We start from the raw sequence: 17,148 nt of genomic DNA on the forward strand, positions 1-17,148 counted from the left end.
TGTGTTTTTCTGTCACTTAAAAATATCAATTCTAAGACAGAAAATTTGAACGGTATAACGTGTAACGAGAAGGTCTACCAAATGAAAAAAACGACGCTAATTAATGCAGAGCTTTCATACCTTGTGGCAACACTAGGACACACAGATGAAATTACTATTTGTGATGCAGGCTTACCGATACCTCAACATATAAAACGCATCGATCTTGCGTTAACTCATGGCGTACCAAGTTTTCTTGATACAGTGAAAGTAATGTTATCTGAATCACAAATTGAAGGGGTTATTATGGCCGCTGAGTTTGCTGAAGTCAGTCCTGAACATCATCAAGCATTATTAGCTATTTTAGATCAAGAGAGTACAGCAACAGCTAAGCCGATTCATATCTCATATTTATCTCATGAGGAATTTAAGCAACGCACAGCGCAAAGCCGTGCGGTTGTGAGAACAGGAGAATATACACCGTATGCCAATGTTATTTTCCAAACCGGTGTCGTTTTTTAAGCGCTAAAATAATTTTTATCGATGCCTTGTTTTATGACAACAGAGAATAAATACCATGCTCTTTGATTAGAGTGATTATTTATGGAAGATAAATTATGTTTATTAAGAATAATACAGTTCAACATGCTGATGGTTTTTTAAATAGAACACCGATATTCCAATTTTTATTATTATCATCAGTATTTGCACTTTGGTCTGCGGCAGCTGCTCTGAACGATGTATTGATTACGCAATTTAAATCAATTTTTGAACTGTCTAATTTTGCTTCCGCATTAGTACAGTCAGCGTTTTATGGCGCTTACTTTTTAGTGGCTATTCCAGCCTCGATGGTTGTGAAAAAAACCTCTTATAAATTAGCGATTTTATTAGGTTTAGCATTGTATATTTTTGGCTGTTTGATGTTCTTCCCTGCATCTCATGCCGGTACATATACCATGTTCTTAGCCGCAATTTTTTGTATTGCGATTGGACTATCGTTCCTTGAAACATCATGTAATACCTACTCTGCAATGATTGGTGAGCCTGAGCGTGCAACATTACGTTTAAACGTTTCTCATACGATCAATGCGATGGGCTACATTATTGGTTTATTACTGGGTAAACATTTAATTTTCCAAGAAGGTGTTGATGTTGGTCATATGATGGCAACGTTAACCGGTCCTGAACTTGAAGCGTTTAAATACCAAGTATTACAACAAACATTAGAACCGTACAAATGGCTAGTCGGTGTAATAGCAACTATCGCTATCTTAATTGCGATTACTGAATACCCTAACTGTAAAGCAGCGACAGACAGTAAAGATAATCAGCCATCATTTGGTGAGACACTGTCTTACCTAATGGGCAATAAACGTTTCTTTAAAGGTATTGCGACTCAGTTTGCTTATGTTGGTATGCAGGTAGCAGTATGGTCATTCACCATTCGTTTGGCGTTAGAGTTAGATCATAATATGGTTGAGCATGATGCGGCTAACTACTTATTGTATGCCTTCATTATGTACTTCTTAGGTAAGTTATTAGCAAACTACTTATTCACTAAAACGGCACAAGAAAATGTATTAATGGGCTACTCAGCAATCGGCTTTCTTTGCTTGATGTATGTCACCTTTGTTCCTAATTTCAGCGCTGTTTGGGTTGCAGTGGGTACGTCAGCCTTGTTTGCACCTTGCTGGGCTACAATTTTTGCTTCTACCTTACAATCTGTTGATACACGTTACACAGAAACAGCGGGTGGTTTTGTGGTGATGTCTATTATCGGTGGTGCGGCTATTCCTGTGATTCAAGGTCTACTTGCCGATAATATTGGCCTACAGTCTTCTTTCATTGTCAGTGCATTGTGTTTTGCTGTGGTATTTGTTTACTTCATGAATGAGAAGAAATACAAACAACAATTCAATTTTGTGGCTGCTAAAGCGTAATGTTCTGTTATGACCACTCAATCATGGGTGGTCAGTTTTTGGAGGAATTAAATATGTTTACCTTACTGTTATATAAAGAAAATTTCACAAAACAGAGAACCTTGATCGCTCAGTCTGAACATTTTGAGATCCATAGCTTTCTATATAATTCAGGTGTGCATGCCATTGAAATTAAAAACGCAAAAGGGCATTTAGTCGTATTACCTTTTATGGGACAGATGATTTGGGATGCCCAGTTTTTGAATACTGATTTATGCATGAAAAATATGTTCTCTGAACCAAAATTTGCCAAAACAGTCGTTGAAACTTATGGGTGTTTTGCTTTTCATGCTGGCATGATTCGTATGGGATGCCCATCGCCACAAGATGATCATGTATTACATGGTGAAATGCCTTGCGCAACAATGGATACTGCGTGGTTAGAGATTGATAATGATCGTGTTGTTATCAAAGGCTCTTATGAATATGTAATGGGATTTGGCGATCACTACTTAGCGACGCCTTCAGTACAGTTGAATAAAGATGTCAGCCTCTTTGATATTAATATGGTGGTGAAAAACCTTGCCTCTGTGAATATGCCGTTGCAGTATATGTGTCACATTAACGCCACATATGTTGAAAATGCAGTGATGACGCAGAATATTCCAGACAGTGCTTTAATGTTACGAGAAAGTGTACCTGCGCACGTACAACCGACATCACAGTGGTTGGCATATAACGAAGGTTTGAAAACATCAGCACCGATTTCAATATTAGATCAACCAGAAATGCATGATCCTGAAGTGGTGTATTGCATGGATGATATTGCTCGTTATGTTGATAAAGCCGTATTTAAGATGCAGATTGATGCTGATAAGTACCTGCAAACTGAGTTTGATACCCATGACTTTAATTGTGCGACACGATGGTTATTGTGCAATGGTGATCAACAAGTTGCGGCATTTGCATTGCCTGCAACGTGTCGACCTGAAGGTTTCTTAGCCGCTAAAGAGAAGGGTACTTTGATTTATCTTCAACCGAATGAAGAGCGTTGTTTTAGTGTACGTACAGGTATTTGCCAATCGTTCTAAATCGTTATCAATGAGAGTTTACTCTCTCCTAAATGTTATTTAATGATGATAGGAGAGAGTAAAATGGATGCTTTTGATTTTTTATTTTAACGGTTTATTTAACTAAAAATTAAAATCATCCATTTTTGTTATGTTCTACTAGAAAGGCTCATAAAGAGTCGAGGAAAATCCTATGAATAAGTTAGTGGTATTAGGTAGTGTTAACGCTGACCATGTTCTGCAAGTCCCTTCTTTCCCACGCCCAGGCGAGACGCTTCACGGTCGTAATTATCAAGTTATTCCTGGGGGAAAAGGGGCTAACCAAGCGGTGGCTGCTGCGCGTTTACATGCAGATATCGGCTTTATTGCTTGTGTAGGAGATGATTCATTTGGAATCAATATTCGTGAAAACTTCCGCATGGATGGCATTGATATTACGGCCGTAAAAATGGAGCCGAATTGCCCCACTGGTATTGCAATGATTCAAGTATCAGATTGCGGTGAGAACAGTATTTGTCTTTCTGCTGAAGCGAACGCAAAGTTAACAGCTAGTGCGATTGAAGCTGATTTAGATCGTATTCGTGATGCTGATTATTTATTGATGCAATTAGAAACGCCGTTATGTGGCATTGAAAAAGCGGCGCAAGTTGCTAAAGACGCAAATACTATGGTGATCTTAAATCCGGCACCAGCGCGCGTATTGTCTGATGAATTATTAGCCTGTGTGGATATGATCACCCCCAATGAAACCGAAGCGGAAGTATTGACTGGGGTAACGGTTACTGATGCTGAAAGTGCGCAACAAGCGGCGAATATTCTGCATGCAAAGGGAATTAAAACGGTAATGATTACCCTTGGTGCTAAAGGTGTATGGCTAAGTCAGGATGGACGTGGAGACATTATTGCAGGCTTTAACGTTGAAGTGACTGATACAACGGCGGCGGGTGATACGTTTAACGGTGCATTCGTGACTGGTTTGTTAGATGGTTTAGCTTTAGAATCAGCAATCAAATTTGCTCATGCGGCGGCGGCTATTTCCGTGACGCGTTTTGGTGCTCAAACATCAATTCCAACCCGTAAAGAGGTTGAAGATTTTCTTGCACAGCAATAAATAAGCGTAATTATTCACCAAGGATCAACAACATGGCTACGATGAAAGATATCGCAAAATTAGCTGGGGTTTCTACATCCACGGTGAGTCATGTTATTAATAAAACCCGCTTTGTCAGTGATGAAATATCAGAGCGGGTTAATAACGCGGCAAAAGAACTGCATTATAACGGGCCATCAGTGTTGGCACGTAGTTTTAAAGTTAATCGCACTAAAACATTTGGCATGTTGGTGACGACATCAACCAACCCATTTTTCGGTGAAGTGGTAAAAGGTGTTGAGCGTAGCTGTTATCAAAATGGGTATAGCCTTATTTTGTGTAATACCGAAGGTGATCACCAACGGATGCGTGAATCTATCAATACATTATTACAAAAGCGGGTTGATGGGTTGATCTTAATGTGTTCATCATTAGAAGGTGAACGTATTGATGTGTTTGAACAATATCCTGATATTCCCGTTGTAGTAATGGATTGGGGACCGATGTTGTTTACTAGCGACAAGATTCAAGATAATTCTCTACGGGGCGGCTATATGGCAACCCAATATTTGATTGAATCAGGTCATGTTGATATTGGTTGTATAACCGGACCATTGATTAGACATCAAGCTCAAATGCGTTATGAAGGTTATAAACGCGCGATGAATGAGGCGGGTTTAGCCTTTCATGCTGAGTGGATCATTGAATCCGATTTTGAATGTGAAGGTGGCTATGATGCCTTTATGAAAATGAAGCAACATGGTGTGCTACCAAGTGCTATTTTTGTCTCTAATGACATGATGGCATTAGGGGTGATGAATGCGGCTAATGAGTGTGATATTCGTGTTCCTGATGATTTATCTGTGATTGGTTATGATGACATCCATATTGCTAAATTTATGTCACCAGCGTTGACGACTATTCACCAGCCAAAGTATCGCTTAGGGCAGGCTGCGGTTGAAACTTTATTAACCCGTTTAGATCATCAGGCAAGTGCAACACAAGTGATTCAAATTGAACCTACATTAGTGACTCGAAACAGTGTCAAAATAGTCAATTAGAATAAGTAATAGCTTCGACTTTATCGAGCTAATAACAAGTGAATAGATTACCGTTAGATGATAAGTTTCCCCCGCTTGTCATATTTTTTTATCTTACATAGCATGATGTTATCTCAATAGATTATAATTTAACTATCGCTATTTTTCAGATAGCGCTGAGATTTAAAATAGCATACTCAATAAGCGGTACTTTGAGAGAGGCGAGATAATCTATGCGCAAAGTAGATGATTCACTTGCAGTCTGGTTACAGGCGTTTAATCATGAATTAGCCACTACAATGATTGCGGGTGTTGAATTTAGTACGACCAATGTACGAGCAGGTCTAGCGACTATAACTCGAACATACATTACTGAGATACCACATATAGATATGGTCGTTGATGACATTATCGAACATGTGCCTATTCGTGTTTATCATCCTCAGCCACAAACAGCCTTACCTGTATTAGTGTATTTACATGGTGGTGGGCATGTTGCGGGTAGTCTTGACGTTTATGATCCTATCTGCCGTAAATTGGCCTTAGCTTGCCAGTATATTATTGTGGCGATTGACTATCGTCTAGCCCCCGAATATCCCTATCCCGCTGCGATTAATGATGTACGATTGTGCTTACAACATCTTTTTTCACGACTTAATAATATGGCGGTTAATTATATTCCTTACCTTGCTATTGGCGGTGATTCTGCTGGTGGCGCTCTGGCGGCAACCGTGTGTGCGATGGTACAAAATGACGAGGTATATATTAGTAAACAAGTGCTTATATATCCTAGCCTTGATTACACATTGTCTTTACCTTCGGTGGTGATGAATGGTAATGATTATTTTCTTCAGATAAATAAAGTGCAATGGTATTTCGATCAATACTTTCAAAATAACCAAGATCGATACACGGCATCACCGTTATGGTTACCAATCCGCATTGGTTTTCCATCTACGTTAGTGATTACGACCGAGTTTTGCCCCTTAAAGGATGAAGGCATTGCTTATTACAATAAATTACGTCAGCAAGGCATTAATGCGCAACATTATCATGTATCTGATATGGTACATGCGTTTTTAAACTTAGAATATGTGGTACCGCAGCATTGTCGGCAATTGTACACTGTGATTGGAGAGTTTTTAAGAATGGATGAGACTGAATAAAAAGCCGTAAGTAAACGTATTAAATGATTTACTTACGACTTAGTGGTTGAGAAATAGTTGTTTCATTATTCAAATATTGACTCTAGTAATAAATATAAACCGCGTAGTAAATCCATCTAACACCTTCCATAGTTTGTATATATTTCATCATTTTCTTCTTATCCAGAATAGTGTGGTTGCGTATTAAGTCAATGGCTATTGCTGTAAAAAAGTGCATATTGTGAATCTTAATCACGATTTGTTATTAATGAGTAACAACGGGTGTTTTAAACTGTATTTTTTGAATACTATTAGGTTATCAATAAAATACATAAGGATAGCCAATGATTCCTCGTCTTAAACGTTTAGCAAGCGCATTTGAACCGTTTATGTTGTTAATGGGTATCGTAGGGCCTTTAGCAACATTACCGCAGTTGTTTAAGTTGTTCTTTTCTCATACAGAACACGCATTGGGATTATCATTAACCACATGGGTACTTTATGCCTTATTAGCGGCATTATGGGCTGTATATGGCTTTGTTCATAAAAATCCCCCGATTTGGGTTGGTAATAGCTTGGGGTTTTTAATGGATATGGCAATGGTGATTGGTATTTTTTGGCATACTGGTGGCACGTTTTAAGGCTATGTACGATTGTTGTATGTAGTTTGTTTACCAATGGTCATTGCTTTCATTTTTACATATATTCAGCTTTCAGTTGTGATATTGTGGCTAAAACTGAAGTTATGATCATTTTTCAATCGGAAAAGAGTGACAATGGCACTTTGTTGCTTTCATTTTATCCAGTACCGTAATTAAACGAAAATTAATAACGGAAGGATAAAGGAATAATGAAACATGCTAATTTAGCGGTATCTATTGCCGTAGCGTTATCGACATTGATTGTACCTACCTTTGTATTTGCTCAATCTAACTCTGCTTTGATTGTTAGCCATCAACAATCACAATCGCTGGTGGAATATCAAGCATTGCGCCAACGTTGGGCGGCGAGCTTTCTTGGTGATGCCACTATTCCCTTTGATGAAACTTTAAAACAAACTGTTATTACAACTAATAATGCTGCTAATCGATATTGGTCATCAATGTTAACCGTGTCGACACGGACGAGTCTGTGGAGTGATGTGGTATTAGATGATCAAACTGATGTCGGTAAAAAGGTTTTAGGGGCTAATCTTCGAACCTCTTACCAGCGGCTATTTAGTATGGCAAAAGCTTATCGTTTACGTGATGGGTCGCTTCAAAATAATTCAGCGTTATTAAATGCGGTTATCGATGGAATGACATTTCTAAATCAACATTATTATAAAGTTGGTGCTAAAGAATGGGGTAATTGGTGGCACTGGGAGCTTGGTACGCCCAAAGATATACATAATATTTTAGTGTTGTTATATGACCAATTACCGCTGCAACTAATTACCGCTCATACTCAAGCAACCCGTTATTTTACGCCAGAGGCAACCCATTTAGGTGCTGGGCCTGGTGCTGATGTGTCAAGTAATCCTCATTACCGTTTATCAACAGGGGGTAACCGCACTGATAATACTCAAGTAGTTATTTTGCGTGGTATTTTGGATAACAATAGTGCTGAAATAGAAGCCGCTATTGCTGCTTTATCACCTGTATTGGCGGAAGTGACAACCAGTGATGGCTTTTATAGTGACGGTAGCTTTTTACAGCATTATGATATTGCTTATAACGGTACTTACGGCAATGTGTTACTTAATGGCCTCGGTGCACAATTAGATTTGGTTGCGGGATCACCTTGGCAAGCTACTGATCCTGTGCTTAAAAATATTTATCCAATTATTTTTAAAAGTTACGCGCCATTATTAGAGCGTGGCACCATGATGGAGTTTGTGAACGGTCGTGCTATATCTCGGCCAACAGAGCAAGGTCATCAGGTTGGGCATTTAGTGATTGCTTCACTGTTACATTATCTTGATGGTGCTGATCCACAAACAAAATTGCGGTTACAAGATTTAATTAAAACTCAAATTATTCAAGATACTTCCCTCGACTTTTTTACCTCGATTAATCACGTTGGAAATTACCAAAAAGCAAAACTATTAGTGGCTGATTCCAGTATTAATGGTGAGCAACAGTTACAAGGTTTCTTTAACTATCCAGCGATGGATAGAGTTGTCTATCGTGGTGATGATTGGAGCTTTAGTTTAGCGATGCACTCAAGTCGGTTAGGTAATTTTGAGTGTATGAATAATGAAAACAAACAAGGATGGTTTACTGGCGATGGCATGGGCTATCTCTACAATGGTCAGCTTGATCATTATCAGAATTATTGGCCAGCAGTAAACCGTTACCGCTTAGAAGGGACAACCGTCGATAATCAATTGATGTCTGATTGTGGTGGCCAGCGAAATCAAATTCGAGGTGGTCGTCAAACACAAATGGATTGGGTTGGCTCGGTGCGTTTTGACGATATTGGTGCTGCTGGAATGATGTTTAGTAATTGGAGTAACACGTTAACAGCTAAAAAGTCATGGTTTATGTTTGAAGATGAGATCGTGATGTTAGGCTCTGATATTAAATCAACTATTCAAGCTGATATTACCACCACAGTAATGAACCGAAAGTTGGCTGATAGGGGAAATAATACGTTATATGTTAATGGTAAGCGTTGGCAACCGCAGTTAAATCAATTATTGAAATTACGAACATTAACCCTTGGCAATGATGAACTTGATGACAGTGATATTAGCTATGTATTTCTAAAACCAACAACGGTTACTGTTGCACAACAACTAAGGACAGGGGATTGGAGTGATATTGGAACGCGTAGTGGACAAGTAAGTGCTAACTTTGTTTCTGCTGAAATAGCACAAACACCTGAAAATGATCACTATGCATACGTCGTTATGCCTAATGCTAATAAAGACGATGTGCAGGACTTTATTGATGAAATGCCAATTAAAGTTCGTCGTAATGATAATTTAGCCCATATTATCATCCATAAAGATAAAGAGGTAACAGCGGCTAACGTCTGGACAGAACAAGGCGTTATGATCACCAAGCAAATCACGGCATTTTCAAAAATGGCACTAATAATTGAAAAAGATGATCGCGAATTAGAGATTGCAGTTAGTGATCCATTACAGACGCAGACAACGTTATATATGAAGTTAACAAAGCCTGTTCAAATTGAAAGTGATGCAGAGCAACGATTACAACTTGATAGTCAAGGCAACCTGATGATCAATGTAGAAGGATTAATTGGTCAAAGCTACCACTTCGCGCTGAAAGTCGTCTCCGCTGATTAATTATTCTGTCATTAATATCGCCGTTATTAAGTTACAGATTACCGCTACTTAGTAACGGCATTTTTTCACTTTCTATTTCATAAGATAAAAATACTTACGTTATCTTTCATTTTTATTCGTTTGTGATCTTTGCCGCTTTAATCTTTCGTTTTCTTTCGTATGATGTGTTATCAGTATTTCGAAAGCATTTAAAAAGGTTAACTATGGCGCTGTCTTCATTTCATTCTCAACAAGCACGTTTCCATATGATGGTTAAGCCAACCAGTTACCGTTGTAACTTAAAATGTGATTATTGCTTTTATTTAGAAAAAGAAACGGTTGTGGGTAATGCCAATGATAATCGTTGTGGTTCTGCTGTAAATGCTACAGATTCAAGCTCGACGATTTCAAGTAGTGATCAAATGTCAGATGCGACTCTTAAACGGTATGTTCGACATTATATTGCAAGTCAAAATAGTACTGATATCGACTTTTCGTGGCAGGGTGGTGAACCCACGCTCGCTGGATTGGATTTTTACCGTAACGTGGTTAAATACCAAGCTCAATATGGCGTTGGTAAGAATATTACCAATAGTTTTCAAACTAATGCGGTTGCTATTAATCGTCAGTGGGCGCAATTTTTTGCCAAACATAAGTTTCTGATTGGTGTCTCCGTTGATGGCACACCAGAAGTACATGATAAATATCGTATTTCAGTCAACGGTAAACCAACTTTTGAGCGAGTTAAAAAAGCCATTGAATTACTTTTAGAATATAAAGTTGAATTTAATATTCTTACGGTTATCAATGATCAAAATTGGAACAAAGGCCGTGAGACTTACCGCTTTTTAACTTCATTAGGCGCCCGCCACTTACAGTTCATCCCTATTGTTGAAGTACAGACACAATATCAAGCCAATAGCAGCGGTCATTATTCACCCCAAAAAGACGCACCATTAACTCATTTCTCTGTGCCTGCTGAGGGTTATGGTCAGTTTATGAGTGAAGTGTTTGATGAGTGGTTACAGCACGATGTTGGCACTGTGTTTGTACGTATGTTTGACAGTATTTTAGCGACATGGCTTGGTTATCCAGCCTCTGTTTGTGTGCAATCAAAAGAATGTGGTCAAGCAATGGTAATAGAAGCCAATGGTGATATTTATTCATGTGATCACTATGTATATCCCGCGAATAAACTGGGCAATATTGCCACCACCGAACTGGTTAAGTTAGCGACCAGTAAACAACAACAGCGGTTTGGAAGTGCTAAATCGCAAAAGTTGACTCAACAATGTCAGCAATGTGAGGTGCATGGGTTGTGTTATGGCGGTTGCCCTAAGCATCGGCTAGTTAGTGTGGCAGGGGAAAAACATAAACAAAATTATCTGTGTGGTTCCTATAAGCAGATTTTCCGCCATACCGCCCCTGCCATGCACATGATGAGTCAGGCGATTCAACAAGGAGGAACGGCAGTAGATGCCTTGCCTTATTTAGCACAATTACGCTCAGCATAATATTGATTATTAAATTGAATTTTAAGACGTATTGCTGTGTGTTACAGCAGTATATTACAAGGAGTATACAATGAATCTGTCCTCGACGAAGAAGACGGTAATTGCGAGTTTTGTGGCCGCGGCTTGCATGGCCTCTTCTGCTGTAGCAAATGCAGCCCCAATAACAGCCACAGCAAAACAACCCAATGTATTATTAGTGGTTATGGATGATTTGGGGACAGGTCAATTAGATTTTGCATTAGACAGTTTGAATAAAAAAACCTTAGCTGAACGGCCTGTACCTGTTCGCTATCAAGGTGATTTTGATAAGATGGTCGATGCCGCTAAACGTGCGATGCCAACGGTGGCGAGTTTAGCGCAACAAGGCGTGAAAATGACCAATGCTTTTGTGGCTCATCCTGTTTGTGGTCCTTCGCGCGCAGGTATTTTCACTGGTCGTTACCCAACTAGCTTTGGTACTTACAGTAATGATGATGCACTTCAAGGTGTGCCATTAGATATCAAATTACTTCCCGCTCTATTTCAAGAAAATGGCTACAATACTGCCAATATTGGTAAGTGGCATAATTCAAAAATAAGCAGTAAAAATGCCGTTGCCGATAATAATAAAACTCGTGACTATCACGATAATCAGATCCCTGTAACACCAACAGAATACTCACCAGAACAACGTGGTTTTGATTATTCCTACAGTTTTTACGCCTCTGGCGCCGCATTATGGAACTCACCTGCGATTTATCAAAATGGTAAAAATATTCCAGCACCGGGTTATTTAACCCATAACCTGACCAATGAAGCGCTGCAATTTATTGAACAAAGTGGTGATAAGCCATTCTTTATTAACCTTGCCTTTAGTGTGCCGCATATTCCATTAGAAGAAGCGTCACCCGCGAAATATATGGAGCGTTTTAATACCGGTAATGTTGAAGCGGATAAATATTTTGCTGCGATCAATGCTGCTGATGAAGGGCTTGGACAAATTGTTGAATTGCTGAAGAAAAAGGGTGAATTAGACAATACACTTATTTTCTTCTTATCTGATAATGGCGCGGTACATGAATCACCAATGCCAATGAATGGTATGGATCGTGGTTATAAAGGTCAGATGTACAATGGTGGTGTACGGGTACCGTTTGTCGCTTATTGGCCTCAGCATATTCCTGCTGGTGGCACTAACGATACTCTGATCTCAGCATTAGATATTCTACCAACTGCTCTAAGTGCTGCTGGGATTGCGATTCCAGAAGAGATGCAAGTTGACGGTAAAAATATTTTGCCTGTACTTGAAGGAAAAACAACACAGTCTCCACACCAATACATTTACTGGGCAGGTCCTGGCGCGAAACATTACAGTGAAGAAAATGATGCATTTTGGCATGGTTACTGGAAGTGGATCACTTATGAGTCAAATGACATTCCTAGCAATCCAAATCTAGAGAAGTTATCAAAAGGTTCATGGGCAATTCGTGATCAAGAATGGGCATTGTATTTCTATGATGATGGCTCCAATAAAGTGAAATTATTCAATGACAAGCTTGATCCAAGTGAATCAAAAGATCTTGCTCAGCAATATCCACAAAAAGTGAAGCAAATGAAACAAGCTTTTTATGAGTGGATCAAAGACAAGCCAAAACCAGTCGCATGGGGACAAGATCGTTACCAAGTGCTAACGGAATCAGCAAAAGGTTAATCACGCATCACCCACTATCGCACTGCAATCATGTTGACGTTATATCAACATGGCTGTGGTGCGTTATTGTTCATGGAGGATAACAATGATAAATGATACTCAAGCGGCTATTTCACTTTCTGAATCGGCATTACATACCCCCACCGATGTTACAGAGCCATTACCTTATGTAGCAAAACAAATTCAAGCAACTGAACGTCCCATTATTCCTTATGAGCACCCAACACCGGCAATGTATTTGACGTTATTTAAACAGCGACTTGTGCGTTTAAAAATGAAAGCGGCGACTTACTCTGATAATGATGTCGCAGTGGCGGCCTGTTTTACTAATGATGCACTAAGTATTAAAAATAAATGTGAATACTTAGTACGCTATGTTGCACAAGCGTTTGATCATTATGCGGTATGGGACTATAGCCATGCTTATTATCCGGGGCGTCCTAGCCAGCAAAGTGCACGTACCGATGCGATGGAAGGCACTAGTCGAGTGTTACCTACAATAGCAGCATGGGTCAGCCAGCATGGTTCGCAGCCATTAGAGGGGCTTAATGGTCATCCATTAGACTTTGTCGCAATGTTACGCAATGCTTTTTTAGCCGGAACAGACCCTCAGCATGCGGGATATTGGGGGGAATTGCATGACTATGACCAGCGTATTTGTGAAAGTGCTGATTTAGCGTTAGCGCTATGGTTGAGTCGTGACCATGTTTGGCAACCCATGAACACGGCTGAGCAGACACAAATTATTACGTGGTTTAAACAAGTTAACCACTGTCAAACGGTTGATAATAATTGGCACCTTTTTCCGTTGACGGTGCAATTTGTCATTAAGGCATTAACAGGGGAAGACACTATTGCACAGGATAAATACCAACGCATTAAAGCGTTTCATGTGGGTGATGGCTGGTTCCGTGATGGTGCGAAAGGGAATTATGATTATTACAACGCGTGGGGATTTCATTACTCGCTCTATTGGCTCGATCAAATAGATTCAAGTTTTGATAGTGGATTTATTCATCAAACTCTTGCGGATTTTGTCAGTCAATATCGCTATTTATTTACCGCAGAAGGCCTGCCTTTTTTTGGTCGCAGTGCCTGTTATCGTCTTGCCGCCGCCGCACCTCTGATTATGGCTCTAGATCAACACAGTGAAGCTATTACTGCTGGTGAAGCTCAACGCGCCTTTGCTACTAGTTTGGAATATTTTATTGGTCATGGCGCGATGCAACATGGCGCGCCAACACAAGGGCTGTTTGATGATGATACTCGATTAGTTGATAACTACAGTGGCCCAGCAAGCAGTTTCTGGTCATTGCGAGCATTGAATATTGCCTTATTTTGTGGTGATCGAAGTGGCTTGTGGCAAGCAGATCCACAACCATTACCCATTGAACAAAGTAATTTTAATGTGGAATTTAAGGCGATCAATGCGCAAGTCATTGGCGTTTTCGAAACGAAAGAGGTAGTAGTGATATTTAAAAATGATTATATCACCGAACAAAATCCATTATCTCGTCGTTTAGAGACCCAATCAGCCCGTTCTTACTGGCTAGAAACTATTTTAGGACGAGCGGAAAGGCCGAAGAATAACTTATTGCGTAAAGGTATTACCTGTTATTCATCGAAGATGTCGCATTTCTTTTGATTTCATTTTGTTATTTATTTTCGATTTGAAAGTGTTTATGTGATTCAGATCTTTTTATTTGTTTTTGTTTTCGAATATCATCTAAATCGAAAGTTAACGGAAGGTTTGGGGTTTTTTATGTTTTTGGTTTCTTCGCGTGAAATGCTGTTGAAAGCGCAGCTAGGCGGTTATGCCGTTCCTGCTTTTAATATTCATAATCTTGAGACAATTCAAGTTGTACTTGAAACAGCGGCAGAGATGCGTTCTCCCGTTATTCTTGCTGGCACGCCTGGAACTTATTCTTATGCTGGCACTGATTACTTGGTGGGTATTTGTCTTAAAGCGGCAAATATTTATCAAACGCCAATTGCGTTACATATGGATCATCATGAGTCGTTCAGTGATATTCGTACTAAAGTAGAAGCAGGTATTAAATCAGCGATGATTGATGGTTCGCATCATAGCTTTGAAGGCAATATTGATCTTACTCGTAAAGTCGTGCAATTCTGTCATGGTTGGGATTGTTCTGTTGAAGCAGAGCTAGGCCGTTTAGGTGGTCAGGAAGATGATCTTATTGTTGAAGATAAAGATGCACTTTACACCGATCCTGATGCTGCGGTTGAATTTATTAATGCGACAGGTATTGATTCATTAGCGATTGCCATTGGTACTGCTCATGGTATGTATAAAGAGCAGCCGCGATTAGATTTTGATCGTCTTGGCATTATTCGTAGTAAAACGGATACACCATTAGTGCTTCATGGCGCTTCAGGTGTGCCAGATGCCGATGTACGTCGTTGTATCGAACTCGGTATTACGAAGGTGAATGTTGCGACTGAACTTAAAATCGCCTTTTCTGATGCTGTAAAACAATACTTTATTGAGCACCCTGAAGCGAATGACCCTCGTCATTATATTATTCCGGGTAAAGCGGCAATGAAGAAAATTATTCAAGATAAAATTCGCGTATGTGGTAGCGAGGGAAAAGCGTAATTAGCCACAGACTATAACCTCTCGCCAGGGATGACACAATGTAATGCCATTTCCCCCTTAAGCTGATCAGCTTTATTTGGCATTACATTTATAACTTTGAGTGATGATGTTTTTTGGCCATGATTGATTTTCATATCTCATCGTCATGGCCTTTTTTCTGATAGCGAATAATGGTTAATAGGTGAGGAAAAATGACATTTCCAACTTCAGCAATAAAGCGCAATATCGCCATTTTAGGTGAGTGCATGATTGAGCTGAGTGGTGCGCCTTTTGCAACTCAGCAACAAAGTTTCGGTGGCGATACGCTCAATACTGCGATTTATCTTTCTCGATTGCTTCCTCAACGTTCCCCTAGTTATATCACCGCATTAGGCATTGATAATTATAGTAATGCCATGATTGATGCATGGCAGTCTGAAGGCATTGATTGCCGTTTTGTGATGCGTGAACGCGATAAATTACCCGGCATGTACGCCATTGAAATTGATGCCGAAGGAGAGCGTAGCTTTCATTATTGGCGCAATGATTCCGCCGCACGCTATATGTGTGAACATGCTCAGTTTTCACAGATTATTGCGCAATTAAAAGACTATGATTTGATCTACCTCTCAGGGATCTCTTTGGCTATTTTGCCTGAACATGGCAAAATTAAGCTCGTTGAGGCCCTTGAAAAATTAAAAGCATCAGGTTGTAAAATTGCGGTTGATTCAAATTATCGGCCACGATTATGGAATGGCGCTACCCATGCTAAAACATGGCTATCAGAATTGTATCGCTTAGCTGACATTGCGTTAGTTACCGCAGATGATGAAGATTTATTACGTGGTGAGGTGGATACACCCGCTGATATTATTGCTGATCGCTTGCACCGTTTAGGGGTTAGCCAAGTGGTGGTGAAGTTAGGCAGCAAAGGCGCTATGTGGTCACAAGCAGGTCAAAAAGGCTTGGTTGATGGTAATAAGATTGATGCTGTCATTGATACAACAGCCGCAGGGGATTCTTTTAATGCTGCTTATTTAGCGGCATGGGCGAAAGGTATGCCAATGATTGCTTGCTGTCAGTGGGGAAATAATCTTGCCGCTCAAGTGATTCAGCATCGCGGTGCCGTTATTCCTCTGCAATGTACCCAATATTTAACGGATTTAATGAGTAGTAATTATGATGACAAATGAATGGATTGATCGTTTGCGTGCATTGCGAGTTATGCCTGTCATTCAAATTGAGCATGCAGTCGATGCTGTGCCTCTTGCTAAAATATTAGTTGAAAATGGTCTACCTGCTGCTGAAATTACCTTTCGTACCGCAGCTGCTGCGGAGTCTATTCGCTTAATACGTGCTGCTTATCCTGAGATAGTGTTATGTGCAGGCACTGTTTTAACCGTTGAACAAGTGAATGCAGCTATTGAGGCGGGTGCTGACTTTGTTATTAGCCCTGGGTTTAATCCAACTACGGTGAAATATTGCCTCACTAATAATATTAAAATGATCCCTGGGGTGAATAATCCAAGCTTGGTTGAGCAAGCATTAGAATTAGGTGTGAGTGCACTGAAGTTCTTTCCTGCTGAAGCTTCTGGTGGTGTGAACATGCTTAAATCATTAGTTGGGCCTTATAGTCAGGTTCAGTTAATGCCAACGGGTGGCGTAACACCGCTTAATTTGGGTGAGTATTTAGCGATTCCACAAGTAATCGCTTGTGGTGGAACATGGATTGCACCAACCAAGGCAATTACCAATCATGACTGGGATCTGATTGCCGGTAATGTACGTGAAGTGTGTGCAATGATTGCTCAGATGAAGGCATAGGGATTGA

General features: G+C 39.9%; 14 protein-coding genes. All 14 read left to right on the forward strand.

Features of this window, described 5'->3' with window-relative positions; translation table 11 throughout:
- Positions 1-81 precede the first annotated feature (81 nt).
- Positions 82-501 (forward strand): D-ribose pyranase, encoded by a 420-nt coding sequence (gene rbsD / locus Q0V26_RS02350; RefSeq protein ID WP_297476434.1) that lies wholly within the window; start codon positions 82-84, stop codon positions 499-501.
- A gap of 95 nt (positions 502-596) precedes the next feature.
- Complete coding sequence (gene fucP, locus Q0V26_RS02355; protein ID WP_297476436.1) at positions 597-1,919, forward strand: L-fucose:H+ symporter permease; 1,323 nt, start codon at positions 597-599, stop codon at positions 1,917-1,919.
- Between the two features lie 53 nt (positions 1,920-1,972).
- On the forward strand, positions 1,973-2,989 hold the full coding sequence (locus tag Q0V26_RS02360; protein ID WP_297476439.1) for an aldose 1-epimerase family protein: 1,017 nt from the start codon (positions 1,973-1,975) through the stop codon (positions 2,987-2,989).
- Between the two features lie 172 nt (positions 2,990-3,161).
- Positions 3,162-4,079 (forward strand): ribokinase, encoded by a 918-nt coding sequence (gene rbsK / locus Q0V26_RS02365; protein ID WP_297476442.1) that lies wholly within the window; start codon positions 3,162-3,164, stop codon positions 4,077-4,079.
- 32 nt (positions 4,080-4,111) lie between these two features.
- On the forward strand, positions 4,112-5,119 hold the full coding sequence (locus tag Q0V26_RS02370; protein WP_297476444.1) for a substrate-binding domain-containing protein: 1,008 nt from the start codon (positions 4,112-4,114) through the stop codon (positions 5,117-5,119).
- A gap of 212 nt (positions 5,120-5,331) precedes the next feature.
- Complete coding sequence (locus Q0V26_RS02375) at positions 5,332-6,264, forward strand: alpha/beta hydrolase (protein WP_297476447.1); 933 nt, start codon at positions 5,332-5,334, stop codon at positions 6,262-6,264.
- A 326-nt stretch (positions 6,265-6,590) separates the two neighbouring features.
- Positions 6,591-6,884 carry a SemiSWEET transporter gene (locus Q0V26_RS02380; RefSeq protein ID WP_107275984.1) on the forward strand — a complete coding sequence of 98 codons (294 nt, stop codon included), beginning with the start codon at positions 6,591-6,593 and terminating at the stop codon, positions 6,882-6,884.
- 209 nt (positions 6,885-7,093) lie between these two features.
- Positions 7,094-9,538, forward strand: coding sequence for a polysaccharide lyase 8 family protein (locus Q0V26_RS02385; protein WP_297476450.1), 2,445 nt, complete (start codon positions 7,094-7,096; stop codon positions 9,536-9,538).
- Between the two features lie 203 nt (positions 9,539-9,741).
- On the forward strand, positions 9,742-11,031 hold the full coding sequence (locus Q0V26_RS02390) for an anaerobic sulfatase maturase (RefSeq protein WP_297476455.1): 1,290 nt from the start codon (positions 9,742-9,744) through the stop codon (positions 11,029-11,031).
- A gap of 70 nt (positions 11,032-11,101) precedes the next feature.
- Complete coding sequence (locus Q0V26_RS02395) at positions 11,102-12,721, forward strand: sulfatase-like hydrolase/transferase (RefSeq protein ID WP_297476457.1); 1,620 nt, start codon at positions 11,102-11,104, stop codon at positions 12,719-12,721.
- An 85-nt stretch (positions 12,722-12,806) separates the two neighbouring features.
- Positions 12,807-14,366: a DUF2264 domain-containing protein gene (locus Q0V26_RS02400; protein ID WP_297476460.1), complete on the forward strand. Its 1,560-nt coding sequence runs from the start codon at positions 12,807-12,809 to the stop codon at positions 14,364-14,366.
- A gap of 117 nt (positions 14,367-14,483) precedes the next feature.
- Positions 14,484-15,338 (forward strand): tagatose bisphosphate family class II aldolase, encoded by an 855-nt coding sequence (locus Q0V26_RS02405; RefSeq protein ID WP_297476463.1) that lies wholly within the window; start codon positions 14,484-14,486, stop codon positions 15,336-15,338.
- A 191-nt stretch (positions 15,339-15,529) separates the two neighbouring features.
- Positions 15,530-16,510, forward strand: a complete 981-nt coding sequence (locus tag Q0V26_RS02410) for a sugar kinase (RefSeq protein WP_052668021.1) — start codon at positions 15,530-15,532, stop codon at positions 16,508-16,510.
- Positions 16,497-17,141: a bifunctional 4-hydroxy-2-oxoglutarate aldolase/2-dehydro-3-deoxy-phosphogluconate aldolase gene (locus tag Q0V26_RS02415; protein WP_045036247.1), complete on the forward strand. Its 645-nt coding sequence runs from the start codon at positions 16,497-16,499 to the stop codon at positions 17,139-17,141. Before Q0V26_RS02410 ends, Q0V26_RS02415 begins: the two co-directional genes overlap by 14 nt.
- Positions 17,142-17,148 lie beyond the last annotated feature (7 nt).

Origin of the sequence: uncultured Photobacterium sp. (assembly GCF_947039875.1) — a bacterium.
In the GTDB taxonomy this organism is placed as follows: Bacteria; Pseudomonadota; Gammaproteobacteria; order Enterobacterales; family Vibrionaceae; genus Photobacterium.

Excerpts from the sequence above, each read along its gene's own strand:
- rbsD (WP_297476434.1), top strand. The coding sequence starts at position 82 with ATGAAAAAAACGACGCTAATTAATGCAGAGCTTTCATACCTTGTGGCA.
- fucP (WP_297476436.1), top strand. The coding sequence starts at position 597 with ATGTTTATTAAGAATAATACAGTTCAACATGCTGATGGTTTTTTAAAT.
- Q0V26_RS02360 (WP_297476439.1), top strand. The coding sequence starts at position 1,973 with ATGTTTACCTTACTGTTATATAAAGAAAATTTCACAAAACAGAGAACC.
- rbsK (WP_297476442.1), top strand. The coding sequence starts at position 3,162 with ATGAATAAGTTAGTGGTATTAGGTAGTGTTAACGCTGACCATGTTCTG.
- Q0V26_RS02370 (WP_297476444.1), top strand. The coding sequence starts at position 4,112 with ATGGCTACGATGAAAGATATCGCAAAATTAGCTGGGGTTTCTACATCC.
- Q0V26_RS02375 (WP_297476447.1), top strand. The coding sequence starts at position 5,332 with ATGCGCAAAGTAGATGATTCACTTGCAGTCTGGTTACAGGCGTTTAAT.
- Q0V26_RS02385 (WP_297476450.1), top strand. The coding sequence starts at position 7,094 with ATGAAACATGCTAATTTAGCGGTATCTATTGCCGTAGCGTTATCGACA.
- Q0V26_RS02390 (WP_297476455.1), top strand. The coding sequence starts at position 9,742 with ATGGCGCTGTCTTCATTTCATTCTCAACAAGCACGTTTCCATATGATG.
- Q0V26_RS02395 (WP_297476457.1), top strand. The coding sequence starts at position 11,102 with ATGAATCTGTCCTCGACGAAGAAGACGGTAATTGCGAGTTTTGTGGCC.
- Q0V26_RS02400 (WP_297476460.1), top strand. The coding sequence starts at position 12,807 with ATGATAAATGATACTCAAGCGGCTATTTCACTTTCTGAATCGGCATTA.
- Q0V26_RS02405 (WP_297476463.1), top strand. The coding sequence starts at position 14,484 with ATGTTTTTGGTTTCTTCGCGTGAAATGCTGTTGAAAGCGCAGCTAGGC.
- Q0V26_RS02410 (WP_052668021.1), top strand. The coding sequence starts at position 15,530 with ATGACATTTCCAACTTCAGCAATAAAGCGCAATATCGCCATTTTAGGT.
- Q0V26_RS02415 (WP_045036247.1), top strand. The coding sequence starts at position 16,497 with ATGATGACAAATGAATGGATTGATCGTTTGCGTGCATTGCGAGTTATG.